Below are 18,817 nucleotides of genomic sequence, written 5' to 3' on the forward strand. Positions count from 1 at the left end.
GGGCCGGGTCAGCCCCGCTCGCTCGGCCGGCGCGCGCCCGCCACCAGTTTTTCCACCGCCTTGGCCGCCGCGGTCATGCCGAAACTGGCGGTGACCATCATCGACGCGCCGAAGCCGCCCGAGCAGTCCAGGCGCACACCTTCACCCACGAAGCCCTTGCTCTGGCAGACCCCGCCATCCGCCGCCGGGTAGCGCAGTTGCTCGGTGGAAAAGACACAGGGCACGCTGTAGTGCCGCCCCGGCGTACGCGAGAAATTGTATTCGCGCCGCAACATTGAACGGACCTTGGCCGCCAGCGGATCGTTGAAGGTCTTGTTCAGGTCGGCGATACGGATCTGCGTCGGGTCGACCTGCCCACCCGCCCCACCGGTGGTGACGATGTGGATCTTGCGCCGCTTGCACCAGGCGATCAGCGCCGTCTTGGCCATCACGCTGTCGATGCAGTCGACGACGAAATCCAGTCCCTCGGTGATAGCCTCGGCCATGTTTTCGCGCGTGACGAAATCGGCCACCGCATGCACCACACAGGCGGGGTTGATCAGGCGCAGGCGCTCGGCCATCGCCTCGACCTTGGGCCGTCCGACCTGCCCTTGCAGCGCATGCACCTGGCGGTTGGTATTGGTCACGCAGACATCGTCCAGGTCGAACAGCGTGATCTCGCCGACACCGCTGCGTACCAGCGCTTCGGCGGCCCAGGAACCGACGCCGCCGATACCGACCACCGCGACATGAGCGGCGGCCAGCCGCTCCAGGCCCTCACGGCCATAAAGACGGGCGATGCCGCCAAAGCGCTGCTCATCGAGGACCATCGAAACTCCCGGCTGATTCAGGTGACAAAAGCTTGGCGATTATAACCGCTGAAGAGCGGCTGGAAGCTGGAAAGTATCGTCACTCCCGCACAGTCGGGCCCCTGTCTCAGCGGCCATGGCCTGGCTCTTGGCCCAGGGCGATCGGTCTATGCAGGCAAACAGCCGAAAACAGCGCTGGAAGGATGAACGAAAGCGCGTGGCGGCCAGTGTTTTTCGTCCAGTTTTCCAGCCTCCAGCGCTTTTATCGAAGCACCTTGCCGGTGAATAACGGCATAGCGCCTCTCGACCACCGATGCCTGTACAACCTCTCGAGCGCAAGAGTACGATAACCGGCCAGCATTCGCTGGTGCCCTGTTCCTCTCTCGGAACCCTTGAATTCATGTCCGCACGCAAATTTGGTCTCAACCTGGTCATGGTCGTGGCCGTGGCTTCCCTGTTCACCGGCCTGTGGGCCTGGTACAACCAGCCGCTCTCGGCGCCCGACTGGCCCGAGCAGATATCCGGCTACTCCTTCTCGCCCTTCCGCCTGCACCAGAATCCTCAGCAAGCCCATTACCCGAGCGAGGACGAAGTGCGCGCCGACCTGGAACTGGTGGCCGCTCAGACCGACAGCATCCGCACCTACTCGGTCGATGGCGTGCTCGGGGAAATCCCGCGCCTGGCCGAGGAATCGGGCCTGCGCGTCACCCTGGGCATCTGGATCAGCAATGACCTGGCGGCCAACGAATGGCAGATCGAAAAAGGCATCGAGATCGCCAGGCGCGAGCGCAGCGTGGTACGCGTGATCGTCGGCAACGAGGCGCTGTTCCGCGAGGAGGTCAGCGCCGAGCAGATGGCCGGCTACCTGGACCGGGTGCGCTCAGCGCTGAAAGTCCCGGTGACCACCGCCGAGCAGTGGCATATCTGGGAGAAATACCCGGAACTGGCCCGCCACGTCGACCTGATCGCCGCCCACGTGCTGCCCTACTGGGAATTCATCCCGCAGGAGCAATCGGTGGACTACGTGCTGCAACGGGCGCGCGAACTGAAGAAGACCTTCCCGAAAAAACCCCTGCTGCTGGCCGAGGTCGGCTGGCCGAGCAACGGGCGCGCCCAGGGCCGCGCCGAGGCCAACCAGGCCGACCAGGCGCTGTACCTGCGCAAGCTGGTCAACGCCCTGAACGGCAACGGCTACAAATACTTCATCATCGAAGCCTTCGACCAGCCCTGGAAGGCCAGCGACGAAGGCTCGGTGGGCGCCTACTGGGGCGTATTCAACGCCGAACGGCAGATGAAATTCCCCATGACCGGGCCTGTGGTGGAAATCCCGCAGTGGCGCCTGCTGGCCAGCGCCTCCGGCGTGCTGGCGCTGCTGGCCCTGGCGCTGCTGATGATCGACGGCAGCGCCTTGCGCCAGCGCGGCCGCACCTTCCTCACCATCATCGCCTTCCTGGTCGCCACCATGCTGGTGTGGATCGCCTACGACTTCAGCCAGCAATACGCCAACTGGTTCAGCATCACCGTCGGCCTCCTGCTCGCACTGGGCGCTCTCGGCGTGATGATTGTGCTGCTGACGGAAGCGCACGAACTGGCCGAAACGGTCTGGAAGCGCCAGCGCCAGCGCCCGTTCCTGCCAGTGACCGGCGATAGCGGCTACCGCCCCAAGGTTTCGGTGCACGTGCCCTGCTACAACGAACCGCCGGGCATGGTGATCCAGACCCTCGACGCGCTGTCGCGCCTGGACTATGCCGACTTCGAAGTGCTGGTGATCGACAACAACACCCGCGACCCGGAAGTATGGGAGCCGCTGCAGGCGCACTGCGAAAAACTCGGGCCGCGTTTTCGCTTCTTCCATGTCGCGCCGCTGGCCGGCTTCAAGGGCGGCGCCCTGAACTACGCCCTGCAACACACGGCGGCGGACGCCGAAATCATCGCGGTGATCGACTCCGACTACTGTGTCGCCCCCGAATGGCTCAAGCAGATGGCGCCGCACTTCGCCGACCCGCACATCGCCGTGGTGCAGTCGCCGCAGGACTATCGGGACGAGCAGGAATCGCTGTTCAAGAAACTCTGCTATTGCGAGTACAAGGGTTTCTTCCATATCGGCATGGTGACCCGCAACGACCGCGACGCGATCATCCAGCACGGCACCATGACGATGACCCGGCGCAGCGTGCTCGACGAACTGAAATGGGCCGAATGGTGCATCACCGAGGACGCCGAACTCGGCCTGCGCATCTTCGAGAAGGGCCTGTCGGCGGCTTATTCGGAACACAGCTTCGGCAAGGGCCTGATGCCCGACACCTTCATCGACTTCAAAAAACAGCGCTTCCGCTGGGCCTATGGCGCCATCCAGATCATCAAGCGCCACCTGTCCAGCCTGCTGTTGGGCAAGGGCAGCCAGCTCAAGCGCGGCCAGCGCTACCACTTCATCGCCGGCTGGTTGCCGTGGATCGCCGATGGCCTGAATATCTTCTTCACCTTCGGTGCCCTGCTGTGGTCGGCAGCGATGATCATCGTCCCCAACCGGGTCGACCCGCCGCTGATGCTCTTCGCCCTGCCGCCGCTGGCGCTGTTCCTGTTCAAGCTGGGCAAGATCCTCTTCCTCTACCGCCGCGCCGTCGGCGTGCGCATGCGTGACGCCATCGCCGCGGCCATCGCCGGCCTGGCCCTGTCCCACACCATCGCCAAGGCGGTGCTGTATGGCTTCGCCACCCGCAGCATCCCCTTCTTCCGCACACCGAAGATGCGCAGCAACCACGGCCTGCTGGTGGCCCTGAACGAAGCCCGGGAGGAAGTCTTCATCATGCTGCTGCTCTGGGGCGCGGCGCTGGGCATAAGCCTGACGCAGAAACAGGGCGGGCTGGATGTACTGTTCTGGATCATCGTCCTGCTGGTGCAATCGCTACCCTACCTGGCCGCCCTGATCATGGCCCTGCTCTCGGCCCGCCCACGCCTGGCGGCGCATGAGGACAAGCTGCCGGACTAGCAGGAGGGCCCGGCCCCAAGCCTCCTGCCCGGAGGCTTTTTAATTTAGTATGAGCACCCTTTGCCCGCCCCCAGGAGCCATGATGACCGCCGCCAGCCTGTCCCCCACCGTGCAACTCGCCTGCGAGTTGATCGACCGCCCCTCGGTGACGCCACGGGACGAAGGTTGCCAGCGGCTGATCGCCGAACGGCTGGCGGCCTGCGGTTTCGACATCGAGCGGATGGACATCGAGGACGTGCAGAACCTCTGGGCGGTGCGCGGCGCACAAGGACCGGTGCTGTGCTTCGCCGGCCATACCGATGTCGTTCCGACCGGGCCGGAGGATGCCTGGAGCACCCCACCGTTCCGGGCCCGGGTGGACGACCAGGGCATGCTGCGCGGGCGTGGCGCCGCCGACATGAAGGGCAGCATCGCCGCCATGGTGACCGCCGTAGAACGCTTCACACGAGACTACCCGGCCCACCGAGGGCAGATCGCCTTCCTCATCACCAGCGACGAAGAAGGCCCGGCCCTGCATGGCACCAAGGCCGTGGTCGAACGCCTGCGCGAACGCCAGCAACGCCTGGACTGGTGCATCGTCGGCGAACCCTCCAGCACCGAGAAACTCGGTGACGTGGTCAAGAATGGCCGACGAGGCTCCCTCGGCGGCACCCTGACCATACGCGGCAAGCAGGGCCACGTCGCCTACCCGCACCTTGCGCGCAACCCCATTCACCTGGCCGCACCGGCACTGGCCGAACTGGCCGCCGAACACTGGGACGCCGGCAACGCCTTCTTCCCGCCGACCAGCTTGCAGATTTCCAACCTGAATGCCGGCACCGGCGCCACCAATGTCATCCCCGGCACCCTGGAGGCACTGTTCAACTTCCGCTTTTCCACCGAGTCCAGCGTCGAAGACCTCAAGCGCCGCACCGCCGCCATCCTCGACAAGCATGGCCTCGACTGGGAAGTCCGGTGGGAACTGTCCGGCCTGCCGTTCCTCACCGAGCCCGGCGCCCTGCTCGATGCCGTCGCCGCCAGCATCCGTGACATCACCGGCCGCGAAACCACCCCGAGCACCAGCGGCGGCACCTCCGACGGGCGCTTCATCGCCACCCTGGGCACCCAGGTGGTGGAACTGGGACCGCTCAACGCCACCATCCACCAGGTGGACGAACATATCCTCGCCAGCGACCTTGACCTGCTCGCCGACATCTACTACCAGACCCTGAAGCGCCTGCTCGCATGCTGACCTGCCCGATCTGCCAGGGCGCCCTGCAGTCGGTGGACAACGGCGTCGCCTGCCCGGCCGACCATCGCTTCGACCGGGCGCGCCAGGGCTACCTCAACCTGCTGCCAGTGCAGCACAAGAACAGCCGCGCTCCCGGCGACAACCAGGCCATGGTCGAGGCTCGCCGGCGCTTCCTCGACGCCGGGCACTACGCGCCGCTGGCCGCACGCCTGGCGCAACTGGCCGCCGAGCGCCAACCCAGGCGCTGGCTGGACATCGGCTGCGGCGAGGGCTACTACAGCACCCGGATCGCCCAGGCCCTGCCAGCCGCCGAAGGCTATGCCCTGGACATTTCCCGCGAAGCGGTGAAGCGTGCCTGCAAACGCGCACCGCAAGTCGAATGGCTGGTCGCCAGCATGGCCCGCATCCCCCTGGCCGACACCAGTTGCGACCTGCTGGCCAGCGTCTTCAGCCCTCTGGACTGGCAGGAAGCACGCCGCCTGCTCCCCCCCGGTGGCGGCCTGCTGCGCATGGGGCCGACACGCGAGCACCTGCTGGAGTTACGCCAGCGCCTGTATGACGAAGTGCGCGACTACGATGACGAAAAGCACCTGTCGCTGATCCCGCAAGGCATGCACCTGGCCCACAGCGAAACGCTCTCCTACGAACTGCGACTGGACGACGCCCAGGCCCGCGCCGACCTGCTGGCCATGACCCCGCACGGCTGGCGCGCCAGCGCCGAACGCCGCGCCGCCGTAATCGACAGCCCCCTGAGCGTACGGGTTGCGATACGCTACGACTGGATTCAGCGGGACTGACCCCAACCACCTGCAAGGCAAGCCGACATGCGCCAACCCGATATCGAGATCTACCTCAAGGACGCCAGCCAGCAAGCCGTCAGCGACTGGCTGCAACAGGCCATTGGCGCCTGCACGCCCTGGCAGCGCAAAGGGCAGACCTTCAAGTGCAATGCGAACGGCATTCCCGTCACCTGGCTGCCCCGCGCGGTCGGCAAATGGCATTGCCTGCTGCTGGAAAGCGCCGCCACCCCCTGGCCCGACGACCTCGCCTGTGCCCACGCTGCCCACCAGGCCCTCGCCGTGGAAATCCGCTGCGCCCCCGGCGGCTGGCAGGAAGAAGAAGCCCTGGAAGAAGCCGACCGCTGGATCAGCGTCGGCCAGGACGGCGAACGGGAAATCCGCTGGCATACCGACTGATGCCCGTGGCCCCCCCCTGAGTGCTCGACACGGCTGCATAACTATTTGAAAAACACACATAAATTCCTGCCAACTGGGGCTTGACAGTCATACCACAGGCGAGAATAATGCGCGCCACATTGGCTACGTAGCTCAGCTGGTTAGAGCATAGCATTCATAATGCTGGGGTCCGGGGTTCAAGTCCCTGCGTAGCCACCATATAAAACAAAGGGTTAGCTTCGGTTAGCCCTTTGTCGTTTCTGGCAGTAGCCCAAGAATAGCCCAAAAGTAGCCTACACCCCTCCCAACTGTGCCAACGGCGAAAAGCGCAAAGCACTCGCCAGATGGTCAGGCGACAGATGCGAATAGCGCATCGTCATCTTGATATCACCGTGGCCCAGAATACGTTGCAGCGTCAGGATATCCCCTCCCCCCATCATGAAATGACTGGCGAAGGTGTGCCGGAGAATGTGCGTCAGTTGCCCAGGTGTATCGAAGCCACAACGCTCGTAAGCACTGCGAAAGGCCGCACGGCATGACATGAACATGCGACCACCAGGAAGCCCCCGCTCCAGGACCAGTTGCTCAACATCGGAAGACAATGGCACAGAGCGACTGCGACTATTCTTGGTCCGATGGAAGTGCACCTTTCCGGCGAAGATACCCGAACGCGGCAAGGTCTCGGCTTCATTCCAACGGCAACCGGTAGAGGCACAGATCAGCGCTACCGGATAGCAATGCGTGTTACTGCTGGCCTTGCACTCATCCAGCAATTGCTTAAGCTGATCCAGGCTCAAAAACGTCAGCTCGGTCTGATCCGTACGTATCTGGCGGACCTTGACCAATGGGTTCTCCCCATTCCATGCGCCCAGCCGTATCAGTTCAGAGAACACCGCCGAGAGGTAACGCTGCTCATGGTTGACCGTATGGGGGGAAACCGCTTTCAGTCGATCACTACGGTAGCTCGACCAGGCCAGGGCATTGAAATCGCAGGCCAGCGGATTGCCTAAACGATCAGCCAAGGCCAGCGTCCGAGAGAGACGAAACTTCTCATCCTTCAAGGTGCAGCCGTGCAGCTTGTGCCAGAGCGTCACCAGATCGGATAGACGATCATCCAGGGGACGACCAGTAGCATCACGTTGCGCCAGATAGTCCTGTTCATAGCGGATCGCTGCCGACTTGGTGGCAAAGCCATACTTCCTGATCCGCTTATTGGCGTAGTAGAAATCCGCCATCCAGCCATCAGCATGCCGCCTCGACGTCATACAGCCCTACCCCACCTGACATGCCGCTCTTCCAGCAGCATTTCGATATGGTGGAACAGCATGGCCTCGGTCATGTCCTTGGCCGCGTAGTGGTCGCGAATCACTGGCCAGCAGTCCCATTGCTTCAGGCACCTATATGCCTTTTTTGCCGGGACACATTCCCGAGCAAGCAGGCTTATGAAGTTTCCTAGGAACAGTTCGACGTTCTTGCCGCTGAAGCCCTTGCTGGTCTTGTAGTAGCGCTTGTAGGCCGTGTCATCGATCAGCGAGAACACGGGCAGATCGACCCGCACGTCTTCACGGATCAAGGTCCAAATCGGTTCGAAGTAGCCCGGACGCCTCAGCAATTTGAACTGGAGCATGCCATAGCGCCACAGCCCGTCCAGATGCCCGGAGAAGGCCGCAAAGGTGCGCGTGTCGATCACCGCGCCGGTATGGATATCCACCGAGCCACTGGCGAATTGCTGGATGATCGAGTGGTGATAACGCAGCTCGACACGCCACACGTCTTGTTCCGGATCATAGTTGGCCGGGTCGCCTTCATCGAAGCTGTCGCCACGCTTCCAGACGCTTTCCCAGTAGTCCAGCTTGTCGGTCGCCCTGGCCTGCTCGGTTTTGTTGTAGATAGCCAACTGGACGCCACCCACCGAGCCGAACATGAAGGTTTCCCCGCGGCCGTAGACGCTGCTCTTTGTGTCCCAGTGCAGTTCATTGATGCCGGAGATATCACGCACGTTGCGGGCACGGCAGTGCATCCGGGCCGTCAAGTCGGCAGGTGGCACCCAGCCTTGCAGGTCCAGCGCGAGGTGGACAGCACATTGGTTCTGCTCGATATGGGTCAGCACTTCCCCAGCCAGTTCGTCCATGCGCGCCTGGAGACTTTCCGGCGACTGGCTGTCGATGGCATGGGGCGACACCTCGACCTTCAGGTGCGGCCCGATGTTTTCCAGCTTGGCGTTGAAGTTCTTAATCAGCAGGATGATGCCAAGGTCAGCGTTTTGCAGCTTGTACTGGTAGCCCGAGTCGCGTCCGACTCGACCGGCATGCCATCTTTCTCCAGCAAACTCGACCAGGGTACCCGGCTTCTCGAACAGGCACATGATTTCCGGGCGAATCATCCCCCGGTACAACTGGCGGACCGTATCCACCCCGCAACGCAGCAAACGGACGTCCGACAGATCAACGAAAGCAGCCGTTCCAGGATCAACAAACAAACGACTGTCTCGACTTTCCAACCCCGTCTCAAGGTCGATACGAAGCAAATCCTTGGCCTTGGTCATTTATGTATCACTCTGGCTTAACGTGGTTACTGAAATGGGTTTATAAGACGTGTTACAGGGACGTCACCGGCGAGATGCGGCGCGCCCTGGCTCGTGCCTCGCATAGGTGCGCCGCCGCATCGCGCCACGACTGGTCAAGCAACATCAGAACAACTCCATACGGGGGTCTACGTTCGCTACAGGACGCCCCGCAGTGGCCCCTGGATCAATCACCCTAGGCGTGAGGAAAATCAGCAGCTCGGACTTCTCCCGACTATCCGAGCGACGTTTGAACAGCCGACCGATACCCGGAATTTTCGAAAGCACCGGCACACCATCCACACCGGCCTGGCGGCTGCCGGTATAGACGCCACCCAGGACAACCGTCTGGCCGTCTGCTATGCGGATTTTCGCGTCGAGCTGATTTGTGGACACAGGCGGCACACCGTTGATGGCCGCGCCGTAATCAGGCGTATCGCGGTTAATGGCAACGTGCATCACCACCGCGCTATCGGGCGCTATGGCTGGCGTCACGGTAAGGCTCAGCGCGGCGCGCTTGAACTGGACGCTGGTCGCACCATCACCTGCACTTTGCTGGTACGGGATCTCAGTGCCGCGCAAGATCGTGGCGGTTTCCCGATCGAGCGTAAGCACTGTCGGCCTTGACACAACGTCGCCCTGGCCGCTCGACTCCATCGCGCTTAGTTGCATCTCTAGCGACAGGCTGCTGCTCAGATAGCCAAAGCCCCCGAAGGTCGAGGCCGAAGCGGCGGCTACTGCTGTCGAGGTCGACCCCGTCCAGTTGCCAGCACTGGCCGAGCTGGTCCAGCGCACACCAAGGTTTTTCGACCAATCCGTATTGGCTTCAACGATGGATGCCTCGATCACCACTTGCCGGACAGGCACATCCACCGCCGCAATAACCCCTCTCAGGCTATCAATGAAAGGAGCAGGCAAGGCGGCAAAGATCGCATTGGTTCTTTCATCCACCGCTATCGATAGACCCGGCAAGTCAGCAGCGCCCAAGTATGAGGCACGGAATAGCTCAGCCACAGCGGCAGCGCGTGCATGCACGACCGGCAGCACTTCGCGCACAACTTCACCAGATAGCTCACTGTGAATGCGATACGAGGCTTCATCACGCCCCGTCGAGACAACATCATTCATGGCCGTAACCACAAACACATCACCGAAATAGCGACCAGCCAGCCCATTGCTGCTCAACAACATGCTGATAGCCGTATCGCAATCCACGTTCTGAAAGTTCATCGAAACCGCGCCCTGGACGGACGGTCCGAGCAGAATGCTACGACCGCAGAAGTCAGCCAGAAGCGGGATGGCAACGCGGATATCAATATCTTGGTTGTTCAGCGTGACACGCGGACTTTCAGCAGCAGCCGTTGCACAGAACAATGCAACGACCAGGGCAAGAGACTTTTTCATCGCAACTCTCACTTGCGCCATGGCCTGGCGGAATATTCAGAATCGGAAACAACAGTTACAACAGAGGATGCCGAAGGCATTGCAGCGGAGATATCAGGTGCCTGACTTGAACCAGGGAGGCTGGACTGCCCCATAAAGGAGTTTGGCTGTTGGCCAGGATCGAAGACACCATTACGCACCACGCTCATACAGAAACCTAACGGAGTCTCATATCTGGACCCCTGTTGGGTATAGCATTGGCACGCTACAGGCTGGCCACCGATAACATAAGGTCTAGTCCTATTAGCGCCATCAGATATCGCGCCAATTCTTGAAATGCAAGTCAGGCGCGGATAATCAATTGTCTTGGCCACTTCATCATAGATAGGGGCAGAAGACGGGACCAACGGAATACGAGGCACCCGCAGTGCAAGGTAATCGTCAGTTGATAACACATCACCCTTATCGCCCTTAGCCTTCAAAGCCGCAGACGGGAAGACTAAAGTAGCCGCCTCAACCGCATCACTTACAACGCTTCTAGAGCTTGCAACTGGCGTACTGGCCGCCGACTGAGCCTCGGCAGATGGCTTATTGATCAGAGCGTAAACGTCATAAACGAGATACCCAATAACAGGGAAAGCACAGACTGCCAAGACTAACTTTTTAGAAGGATTGAACTTGAAATGGTGCCCCGCCTTGGCACTGGTATAAACACCAAAATACCGCTTATCGAGGCTGACAACTTTCTTATCAACATCCTTGTTATGGGCCAACTTTTCAACTTCATTAACACAGCGTTCAGATTCATAGCGCGCCAACTTTGCAGAGCCGAACAAGCGCCAGTAATGGATATGTTTATTGCACAAGCGCCGTGCATGCACATCGATAAAGCGCGGGTCCTGGGTGATCAAATGCACCTCATAGCCTTGCTTGCGCATGACTTCAAAGCGCGAAATATGCAGAGGAACCGGCTGGCGAGAATCGCGCGAACCAAACCATTCTTGCGCCTCATCAATCACCACCATGGAATTATCTGGCAGCTCATACCAGAGTAATGGGTCATCGAAAGGATACCAAGACGCTTGCAACTTTGCCGGATCGAGGTCCGTCACATTATGAAAATAGACCGGGCGGTCCTGAGCCTTTGCCGCCTGATCTACCTCTTTGATTGTGTTAAGGGTTTTACCATGCCCCTGAAGACCCGTCCTAATATAAAGCATACTTACATTTCCTTCCCGCCAGTCCAGGGTTTCCATACCTGCGCCCGCTTGAGGTCCTGCGCCTTATTTATTCCCGCGATGATCATGCGAGTCGTGATAGCGGAGAAATAAATACTAACTGCCACATCAAACTTGGCAATGCCAAGCAAATTTTGCAGTGCAGGAGCCAACGCACCCGCATTGCTCATTGCATACTGCAAAGCCTGATCGACGACCACATTAAAACCAAGGTAAGTCACGAACCCTAAGCCAATGATCCTGAATACATACCAGATCATAGGACCGACAATCATAAAGATAAAAGTAACTATAACCGGCATATCAATTACCCCCAAACGATCGACCCACATACATGGCAGCAGCCACCGTAGCCAGAATCACAATCAACGGAGAAAGCAGATTTGCGATATAGCAAAGCGGCTCATAAGAAAAACTCAAGGAGCGTCCCGATAGGTTCAAGGCAATAGGAGGCGGGCAGCTAGAGGGCAAGAATCGAGTATTGTTCGATATAAAATCAGGAATCTGAATAGAATCCCCTTCAGCTACATCACCCGGCTTAAACCGATCATCATCCAGGAAGCTTTCTATTGCCCCCCGGTGCTTATCCAAGTCAAACAAATCCTGAGCTTCACAACGTGCGGCTTTCTGCTGCTGAAGAATTGCGCACTGGATAGCATCACCTTCGCACATTAATGTTGAATCACAGGCCATTCCGTAGGCAGAACTATCGCCCGGTCCATCATCGGTATCATTGTCATTACAACTATTGTCGCCAGTGCACTTATCGCCACCACCGCCATCACCGCCATCACCGCCATCACCGCCATCACCGGAGTCATTGCCGCCGCCCCCAGTTCCCGAATCACCACCGCCAGTATCATCACCATCAGAACCATCATTGCCGCCCACAGTACCGCCACCAGAATCATCACCGCCACCGTCATCCGATCCGTCACCATCACCGGAGCCATCATCAGGAAGGCCAGGAATAGGCTTGTCAGGCTCAGCAGGACCAGCACAAGCTTCACCAGTTCTCTGGTACTCAACGTCGCCCCAAGCAATTGAATAACCAGAATTAATAGGATCGTCTTCTATTGACTCACTACCAAAAGCGCCAACCACATCCGCATAACATCCAGAACTACAAACGCGGCCAGGAGTACCGAACTGCTGGAAGGAGCCGGTTAAAACATTGGTCCGATAAAGAGGATAACTCAAAGATAAAGAACTACCGGAAACGCAAGAAGACCCATAATAAGCAGAAGCCGGACCAGAGGAAGAAGAACCGCCACTAGTACCAGATACACCATCAGCACGAACATAAGAATACCGGCAAGAACCATTAGCGGAAGAATAGAGACTAAGAGAAATCAAAAGATAATCGTCACGAGTAGTAACGGAATTATTATAAGAAATAATGCCCGAAATCGCCGATTCACATGCGGACTCGAAAGACACAAAAGACTGACCCGGCAATGCATAAATAAAAACAGGCCGTTCATTCGAAAAAGATAGAACAGGATATAAGGCTACGAGAACAAAAAATATAAATCGCATATCAGATCCGTCCAAAGAACAAAGCAGCAAACGCCACAAATAAACAGACCAGTGCAAATGAATTAGGATCAATATACATAAACACCCCTCAAAAAAAAGGCCCCGACTAAGCGAGGCCATAGGCTGTTTTCTACGGCCTTGCAGCCTCAACCGAAGAAAACAGCCACCGCCAGCACTTAGAAAGCGCGACGGATATACTTGAACAGGACAGCAGCGGCCAGAACGCCGATACCCGCCCAGCCGATGGTATTGACATCCGAAGTACCACCCGAGATGGTCGCAGCGGCATCCGCAGCATCAGCAAACGCCTGACCGGTCACGGCAGAACCGAGGATGGAAACGGAGGCAAACTTGCGACCGTACTTTTTGACCACGTTGCGAAGTTCCATAAGAATCACCTTATTACTCTTTTGAGAACGAGAAAGACGAAAACAGCCGCAAACAGTTGAAGCATTGCGTCATACAGTTGCGCTGAATCATCAGCAGTTAAGCCAGCATTGCCGGCTATTTGATCGCTAGCCATAACTTGCAGCGTCCCGGTGCAACGGATATAACCGTCACTGTCGGTTGCCAACAGGCCATCGCAAGCAATCAAATTCATTGCAGGACCTGATCGATTAATTTCACACTAGCCAGAAACCCGTCAGCGTTGCCCAGGGCATAGCCACTGGCGAAGACCAGCGAGGCCAATAGCAGATCAAGGACGGTTTCCCGGTTCATCGGTCAGGCTCCTTAAATCAGGACTTGGCAGCGTCGCCGGGCTTGGCGACAGCCTGCTGTACTTGGCCCGCAGGTCCGGCAGCGGTGCCCTGGCCGGTCGATTTCTTCGGATTGACGGCCTCGATATGCAGGGCGAGATTCTTGCCCTTGTTCTGGCCACCACGCGCTACATCGAAGGTAATGCGCACCAGCTCCAGCGGCTCGAACTGGACACCAGCAAAGAAAACCTCATCCGCCACGTCGTCAGCAGCGGATATGCCGATAATGGAAAGTCCATGCTCAGTCTTACCATCCGGTTCGTCGCCGTAGAAGACCTTCACATACTTGGCCCCTTCCATTTCGGTCTTTTGAGTACCCAGGAATGCAACTTCCATAGTCGAACGTGCCATCTTTTGTTTCCTCGCTTAGTTGCGCTTGTGCGCGTTTCAAAGACAAAGCAGCCCCGTGCGCCAACTTCACGAATTGCGTCGCATTGCTTGTGAGTCGGTTAATTAGGCGCTGCTTTGGGTTTCCTTAATCTCGTACTTGCGTTGTTTACTTCGGTGCCATTACCGCGTTGACTGGGACACATATCCACCGGCTTCGCCCGTGGATATGTGTCAGGCCTCGACCCCCGCAAGCGGGGGACCCCCACTCGGCCCCAGTACAAAGCGGATCAATATTTGATCCTTTAAAAGCAGAAGCGAGAGCGAGTCTCATGCCGTTGCCCTCACCGATCCGTCGCCGCGCAGGGCCCGGACAATCTCGGCCCACATCGTCACGCCCCAGTTCTCGCGGCAGCCTGCCACGTCAGCAGCGTTCTGCTGGCGTTTCAGGTATTCAAGCCGAGCACTGGCCAAGGGCAGCAGTTCGAAGGCTTGCGCGGGAGTCAGGACGATGACTATAGGCATGGGTTAATCCCCGTTCTCAGTTGCCTGCTGCTTCCGTAACCGGAGGCGCATGCAGGTGGCGCAGTTGTCAGGCAGTGCATGACCTTGGTCAACCAGTTCACCAGTGAACCACCACCCCCGGCAAAGAGACGTACCATTAACGAAGTAGTGGGCTTTACGAGCCAAGGCGGGAAATCCCCAGCCACGGACTGGAGCAGTCATACCGTCAGCCTTCCAGTTCGAACGGTTCGTGGATCGGCACGAAGGGCACCGGGTTTGCCGCTGTCGTGGATCTTGTACCACCACTTTTCCGGCTTCTCCCTTGACGGTGCAGGCACGTAAGTAGAGTCCCGTTCCACACGGCAGGTACTCGAAACCTTTCGCCACTTCCCGTCGATCAGTTGCATGACGCCAATGACCTCGAATATCCGCACGGGGCGCTTTCGATCGGCTGGTGGCGACGGGCTGGAATTCGAGGCCAGCGCGACCGATGCCCAGCAGACAGAGCAGGTACAGTCCAGGGCGTGAGGCTGATGCAGGTACTTCGACGGGATCATCGGCAGGCGCCTCGACAATCTGGACGGCTAAAGCGTTCGCGGCAGCTTCCCGATCAGCACGTTCGCGCTTCAGGAGGACACTGATCGGCATGCATGGGCCGGCATTGAACGAGGAAGGGAAAGGCTCACCGGCATGCTCGAATGCCAAAATGACCAGGGCATCCAGGCGGAAAGATTCGTCCAGGGATATCAGGCCAGCTTCGCGCATCGCACTAATGCAGCCCCAGCAGCGACCGAGCTGGACGCCAACCAATAATCTGTCCAAGTCAGTCCGTTCAGTGCGGACCACCACCAGCAGGCGCAACAGTCCGCACAGGGCTTGGGAAAGGTCTGGCTTATTCATCGCTGTAGTCCCCCGCGCAGAAGATCGTCTTTCCTCTGTCGAGGTCACGGCGGATGCGATGCAGGTTGATAACCCGGTGGCGGCCAATCTTGACGGTAGGCACCGTGTGGCTTTCGATCCAGCCACGCACCACGTCTTCAGTGATCTGGTCAAAGCCCAGCAATTGAGCCAGCACGTACTTCGTGCAGAACGGTGCGTCGCGGAAATCCGTTACGCGCTGGGCGCCCCCCGAGATCGAAAGCCCCACTACACCAGACTGTTCCATGTGATTACCCCTATAATCATCCATTGCTATCAGCGCCAAGCCAAATGTACAAAATACACATGTACATAATACCCAAGGCAGGCAAAATGTACATAGAACATTAATGGCATTTTTCAATGAGCGAAGGGATAACCGATAGAGGCCTTGCATTGCTGGACGTTGCCAGCATAAAAACCTTGGCCGCCGCAGGAAGCACAGAGTATGTGAGATGGCAGAACATCAAACGCGGGCGTGCGCGACTAGGCGCAGAAGAGATAGAGATACTAGGGAGAGTCTTCCCAGCCTATCGCTGGTGGTTGCTTACTGGCGAAGTGATACCAGAGAATGGCCAGACCAGCCCTGACTATGATGAAGCAAACCGAAACTTGACAAATCCAAGAGCGGGATAGCACTCACCCGGGAAGTAACCAAGCGCTGGTATGCCCGAAGAGATTGGCACTCATAAGTAGCACGCAGGAAGCACATATGGATTTTTTCTTTCTTATATTCGCGATAATGGTTGCTATCGGCGTTGCAATGGCTACAGGAAAAAAGAAGACACCGCGCAATTACAACAAGCGGAGATTCCCAACCTGGCCCACCTCTGAGAGCAGAACCACCACCGCCAGCAGTACCCCCAAGTCGTTCGCCTCCCAGCAAAGCAAAACACCCACGAACGGTTTCCGTTACGACCCGGATGGAGAATGGCCCTTCCAGAAGCGCCAGCTCATCACAGACACCGAAAGTTTACTATTCCAACGTTTGCGCGAAGCCTTCCCTGAGCACTACATATTTACCCAAGTACAGCTATCCCAGTTGGTATCCGTCAAAAAAGGCCATGACTTCAAACGCTGGTTTTTACGCATCAATCAAATGAGTGTGGACTTCGTAATCGCCGACCAGCAGCTCAACACCATTGCAGCCATTGAGCTTGATGATAAAACCCATTACACAAACGAAGAACGCCACAAAGCGGACGCCAAGAAGGATAAAACCTTAACGGCAGCGGGAATCCGCATTGTGCGCTGGCGATGCGAGATCATGCCGTCAACTGAGCAGATCAGACTAGCCTTTCCTGAGATAGTATCCCGAGAAAGCATTACGGCCTTTACGAGCGAAAAAACAGCTAACGACAGAACAGAACCAAGTATCAGCCATATAACTCCAGAACAAGACAGAGCGCCCGCACAACTGAAAAACTTCTAATAACCCAGAGGTTATTGCCAAGGCATTAACAATGCAGACCTACCAAATGTAACAATAAACTACTCAAGCCGCTTTCTGGCTTCCTCATATACATCCGATCGTTCACGCTTGCCCACAGCGATCACTGTGACAACCAAACGCTGATCAACAACCTTATATACAAGACGATATCCCGCAGAGCGCAGTTTAATTTTATAGCAATCCGGCATTCCCCTGAGACGGTCTGCCTCGATACGCGGCAGGCCCAAGCGCTCTTTCAGCTTTTTTGCAAACTGGAGCCGGATGGTAGAGTCAAGCTTGTTCCATTCCTTGAGCGCCTTATCGCTAAACCCAACAGTAAATCTAGGCATCAGCCCCACCTGCCTGAGCAATCAAATCATCAATATCAACAGCGATAACCGGATCATTCTCGCGGGCCCGAACAATATCAGCCAATCGCATATCGTCGATCAAATCCAGCATGGCCTGATAGCGGGCAGGAGGAACAGCGTAGAAAGCCGGCTCGTTACGATTGAGAATGACCACGGTTTCACCCTGCCCCTCGCGGATGGTCCCCATGGGGTCCCGTTTGAGGTCCGTTACGGAAGCAGCGATATCTGCCAATACAGGGAAAGTCATAAAAGCACCTCGAATAGCCTATTTAAAAGCACCCTTGAAAACACTAAAATTCTACAGACATAACAGACAGACTGACAATAGAGCCACAGATACTAATAGACCAAAACAGACATTTTTCCTGGAAAACACTGGTGCAGAGAGGAAGCAGAGCAGCGGGAAAGCACGACTTATGGGCCTGTATGGGCTGCTATGGCCGTCCTCATTTTTTTCATAATGCTGGGGTCCGGGGTTCAAGTCCCTGCGTAACGCCAACAAGCGGAAACAAGCAGATACGATCGCCATAAGGCACATGCCAGAGCACATTGCGCCCTCTGCTTCGGGCAGATAGCCGCTCTTGCACAACCCTTGAAATACTTGATGGGTGCCGGTGTACTTGACTCGGCAAAAGTCATACAATTACCGGAATCGAGTTTCGCGACGCTTTGCCGCAGTCGCGACGGAAATTATAAGCCGTTCCTTCAAGGAGTCCGGCATGCCTGATGTAACCGTCCTGCCCCATCACCTGGGGTTCGCCGCCTTTCTTCTGGGTGTGGTCGCGCTCTGCGCCTTCATGCTCGGCGTTTCCAGCCTGCTCGGCAGCAAAGCATTCGGTCGCAGCAAGAACGAACCCTTCGAGTCCGGCATCGTGCCGACCGGCGGTTCGCGCCTGCGCCTCTCAGCCAAATTCTATCTGGTCGCGATGCTCTTCGTGATCTTCGACGTCGAAGCCCTTTACCTCTTTGCCTGGGCCGTGTCAGTGCGCGAAAGCGGCTGGGCGGGCCTCATTGAAGCTACCGTATTCATAGCAATTCTGTTGGCGGGTCTTGTTTATCTATGGCGGGTTGGAGCGCTCGACTGGGCGCCCGCAAGCCGTCGCGAGCGACAGGCGAAGCTAAAACAATGAGGCTCTTCACATGCAATACAAACTCACCCGGATCGACCCGGAGGCGGCCAACGACCGCTATCCGATCGGTCAGCAGGAGACAGTCGCCGATCCACTAGAAGGTCAGGTCCATCGCAACATCTACATGGGCAAGCTGGAAGACGTGCTAAGCGGTGCGGTCAACTGGGGACGCAAGAACTCCCTGTGGCCGTACAACTTCGGTCTGTCCTGCTGCTATGTGGAGATGACCACGGCCTTCACCGCCCCGCACGATGTCGCCCGCTTCGGCGCCGAAGTGATCAGGGCGTCGCCGCGCCAGGCGGACTTCATGGTGGTAGCAGGTACCTGCTTCATCAAGATGGCGCCCGTCATCCAGCGTCTGTACGAGCAAATGCTCGAACCCAAGTGGGTCATTTCCATGGGTTCATGCGCCAATTCCGGCGGCATGTACGACATCTACTCGGTCGTTCAGGGGGTGGACAAGTTCCTCCC

The 18,817-nt window shown here is 57.9% G+C and carries 22 protein-coding genes, 1 tRNA gene and 1 pseudogene; 8 read left to right on the forward strand and 16 right to left on the reverse strand.

Annotated features, from left to right (window positions below; genetic code table 11):
- Window positions 1-8: 8 nt before the first annotated feature.
- Entirely contained in the window at window positions 9-809 is an 801-nt protein-coding gene (gene tcdA, locus DNJ95_RS14610; protein WP_131185465.1) for a tRNA cyclic N6-threonylcarbamoyladenosine(37) synthase TcdA, read from the reverse strand.
- A 379-nt stretch (window positions 810-1,188) separates the two neighbouring features.
- On the opposite strand from tcdA, the gene DNJ95_RS14615 reads away from it, so the two are divergent.
- From DNJ95_RS14615 to DNJ95_RS14635, 5 genes are all read left to right on the forward strand, one after another.
- Window positions 1,189-3,777: a glycosyltransferase gene (locus DNJ95_RS14615; RefSeq protein WP_131185466.1), complete on the forward strand. Its 2,589-nt coding sequence runs from the start codon at window positions 1,189-1,191 to the stop codon at window positions 3,775-3,777.
- A gap of 82 nt (window positions 3,778-3,859) precedes the next feature.
- Window positions 3,860-5,008 carry a succinyl-diaminopimelate desuccinylase gene (dapE, locus tag DNJ95_RS14620; RefSeq protein WP_131185467.1) on the forward strand — a complete coding sequence of 383 codons (1,149 nt, stop codon included), beginning with the start codon at window positions 3,860-3,862 and terminating at the stop codon, window positions 5,006-5,008.
- On the forward strand, window positions 5,002-5,805 hold the full coding sequence (locus DNJ95_RS14625; RefSeq protein WP_131185468.1) for a putative RNA methyltransferase: 804 nt from the start codon (window positions 5,002-5,004) through the stop codon (window positions 5,803-5,805). Before dapE ends, DNJ95_RS14625 begins: the two co-directional genes overlap by 7 nt.
- 27 nt (window positions 5,806-5,832) lie before the next feature.
- Window positions 5,833-6,204: a hypothetical protein gene (locus DNJ95_RS14630; RefSeq protein WP_131185469.1), complete on the forward strand. Its 372-nt coding sequence runs from the start codon at window positions 5,833-5,835 to the stop codon at window positions 6,202-6,204.
- A 121-nt stretch (window positions 6,205-6,325) separates the two neighbouring features.
- A tRNA-Met gene (locus DNJ95_RS14635) sits at window positions 6,326-6,402 on the forward strand.
- 74 nt (window positions 6,403-6,476) lie between these two features.
- On the opposite strand, the gene DNJ95_RS14640 is transcribed toward DNJ95_RS14635, so the two are convergent.
- The 13 genes and pseudogenes from DNJ95_RS14640 to DNJ95_RS14695 all read right to left on the reverse strand — a co-directional run bounded on the left by DNJ95_RS14640 (window position 6,477) and on the right by DNJ95_RS14695 (window position 15,660).
- Window positions 6,477-7,448, reverse strand: a complete 972-nt coding sequence (locus tag DNJ95_RS14640; protein WP_131185470.1) for a phage integrase — start codon at window positions 7,446-7,448, stop codon at window positions 6,477-6,479.
- Window positions 7,445-8,728 (reverse strand): hypothetical protein, encoded by a 1,284-nt coding sequence (locus DNJ95_RS14645; protein ID WP_131185471.1) that lies wholly within the window; start codon window positions 8,726-8,728, stop codon window positions 7,445-7,447. The genes DNJ95_RS14640 and DNJ95_RS14645 overlap by 4 nt, the downstream gene beginning before the upstream one ends.
- Window positions 8,729-8,872: 144 nt before the next feature.
- The gene (gene pilQ / locus DNJ95_RS14650) at window positions 8,873-10,150 is read right to left on the reverse strand and encodes a type IV pilus secretin PilQ (RefSeq protein ID WP_165491600.1); all 1,278 of its coding nucleotides are present in this window, start codon (window positions 10,148-10,150) and stop codon (window positions 8,873-8,875) included.
- 8 nt (window positions 10,151-10,158) lie between these two features.
- Complete coding sequence (locus DNJ95_RS14655; RefSeq protein WP_242671932.1) at window positions 10,159-11,385, reverse strand: zonular occludens toxin domain-containing protein; 1,227 nt, start codon at window positions 11,383-11,385, stop codon at window positions 10,159-10,161.
- Window positions 11,352-11,699, reverse strand: a complete 348-nt coding sequence (locus DNJ95_RS14660; RefSeq protein WP_242671931.1) for a DUF2523 domain-containing protein — start codon at window positions 11,697-11,699, stop codon at window positions 11,352-11,354. The genes DNJ95_RS14655 and DNJ95_RS14660 overlap by 34 nt, the downstream gene beginning before the upstream one ends.
- Complete coding sequence (locus tag DNJ95_RS19540) at window positions 11,671-12,906, reverse strand: virulence factor TspB C-terminal domain-related protein (protein WP_242671930.1); 1,236 nt, start codon at window positions 12,904-12,906, stop codon at window positions 11,671-11,673. Before DNJ95_RS19540 ends, DNJ95_RS14660 begins: the two co-directional genes overlap by 29 nt.
- 176 nt (window positions 12,907-13,082) lie before the next feature.
- On the reverse strand, window positions 13,083-13,295 hold the full coding sequence (locus DNJ95_RS14670) for a major capsid protein (RefSeq protein ID WP_131185473.1): 213 nt from the start codon (window positions 13,293-13,295) through the stop codon (window positions 13,083-13,085).
- A 5-nt stretch (window positions 13,296-13,300) separates the two neighbouring features.
- Entirely contained in the window at window positions 13,301-13,507 is a 207-nt protein-coding gene (locus DNJ95_RS14675) for a hypothetical protein (RefSeq protein WP_131185474.1), read from the reverse strand.
- Window positions 13,504-13,626 (reverse strand): hypothetical protein, encoded by a 123-nt coding sequence (locus DNJ95_RS19700; RefSeq protein ID WP_276330889.1) that lies wholly within the window; start codon window positions 13,624-13,626, stop codon window positions 13,504-13,506. The genes DNJ95_RS14675 and DNJ95_RS19700 overlap by 4 nt, the downstream gene beginning before the upstream one ends.
- A 17-nt stretch (window positions 13,627-13,643) precedes the next feature.
- A complete protein-coding gene (locus DNJ95_RS14680; RefSeq protein WP_131185475.1) occupies window positions 13,644-14,015 on the reverse strand; it encodes a hypothetical protein in 372 nt (123 codons plus the stop codon).
- A gap of 306 nt (window positions 14,016-14,321) precedes the next feature.
- Window positions 14,322-14,516 (reverse strand): hypothetical protein, encoded by a 195-nt coding sequence (locus DNJ95_RS14685; protein WP_131185476.1) that lies wholly within the window; start codon window positions 14,514-14,516, stop codon window positions 14,322-14,324.
- Between the two features lie 205 nt (window positions 14,517-14,721).
- Window positions 14,722-15,052 (reverse strand): annotated as a pseudogene (gene pflM, locus DNJ95_RS19815) (lysogeny maintenance protein PflM).
- A 335-nt stretch (window positions 15,053-15,387) separates the two neighbouring features.
- Complete coding sequence (locus tag DNJ95_RS14695) at window positions 15,388-15,660, reverse strand: MerR family transcriptional regulator (protein ID WP_131185477.1); 273 nt, start codon at window positions 15,658-15,660, stop codon at window positions 15,388-15,390.
- A 465-nt stretch (window positions 15,661-16,125) separates the two neighbouring features.
- Between DNJ95_RS14695 and DNJ95_RS14705 the strand changes: the two genes are divergently transcribed.
- Entirely contained in the window at window positions 16,126-16,845 is a 720-nt protein-coding gene (locus DNJ95_RS14705; RefSeq protein ID WP_131185479.1) for a DUF2726 domain-containing protein, read from the forward strand.
- Between the two features lie 59 nt (window positions 16,846-16,904).
- Here the strand turns inward: DNJ95_RS14705 and DNJ95_RS14710 are convergent, their stop codons facing one another.
- Together DNJ95_RS14710 and DNJ95_RS14715 are read right to left on the reverse strand one after the other, a co-directional pair.
- Window positions 16,905-17,195, reverse strand: coding sequence for a type II toxin-antitoxin system RelE family toxin (locus DNJ95_RS14710; RefSeq protein ID WP_131185480.1), 291 nt, complete (start codon window positions 17,193-17,195; stop codon window positions 16,905-16,907).
- Entirely contained in the window at window positions 17,188-17,463 is a 276-nt protein-coding gene (locus DNJ95_RS14715) for a type II toxin-antitoxin system Phd/YefM family antitoxin (RefSeq protein ID WP_181953399.1), read from the reverse strand. Before DNJ95_RS14715 ends, DNJ95_RS14710 begins: the two co-directional genes overlap by 8 nt.
- A 472-nt stretch (window positions 17,464-17,935) precedes the next feature.
- Between DNJ95_RS14715 and DNJ95_RS14720 the strand changes: the two genes are divergently transcribed.
- Window positions 17,936-18,346 carry an NADH-quinone oxidoreductase subunit A gene (locus DNJ95_RS14720; RefSeq protein ID WP_131185481.1) on the forward strand — a complete coding sequence of 137 codons (411 nt, stop codon included), beginning with the start codon at window positions 17,936-17,938 and terminating at the stop codon, window positions 18,344-18,346.
- A 10-nt stretch (window positions 18,347-18,356) separates the two neighbouring features.
- Window positions 18,357-18,817: NADH-quinone oxidoreductase subunit NuoB (nuoB, locus tag DNJ95_RS14725; RefSeq protein ID WP_131185482.1), on the forward strand; the 461-nt coding region annotated here is incomplete at its 3' end.

The organism is Stutzerimonas kirkiae, assembly GCF_004327335.1.
Lineage (GTDB): Bacteria > Pseudomonadota > Gammaproteobacteria > Pseudomonadales > Pseudomonadaceae > Stutzerimonas > Stutzerimonas kirkiae.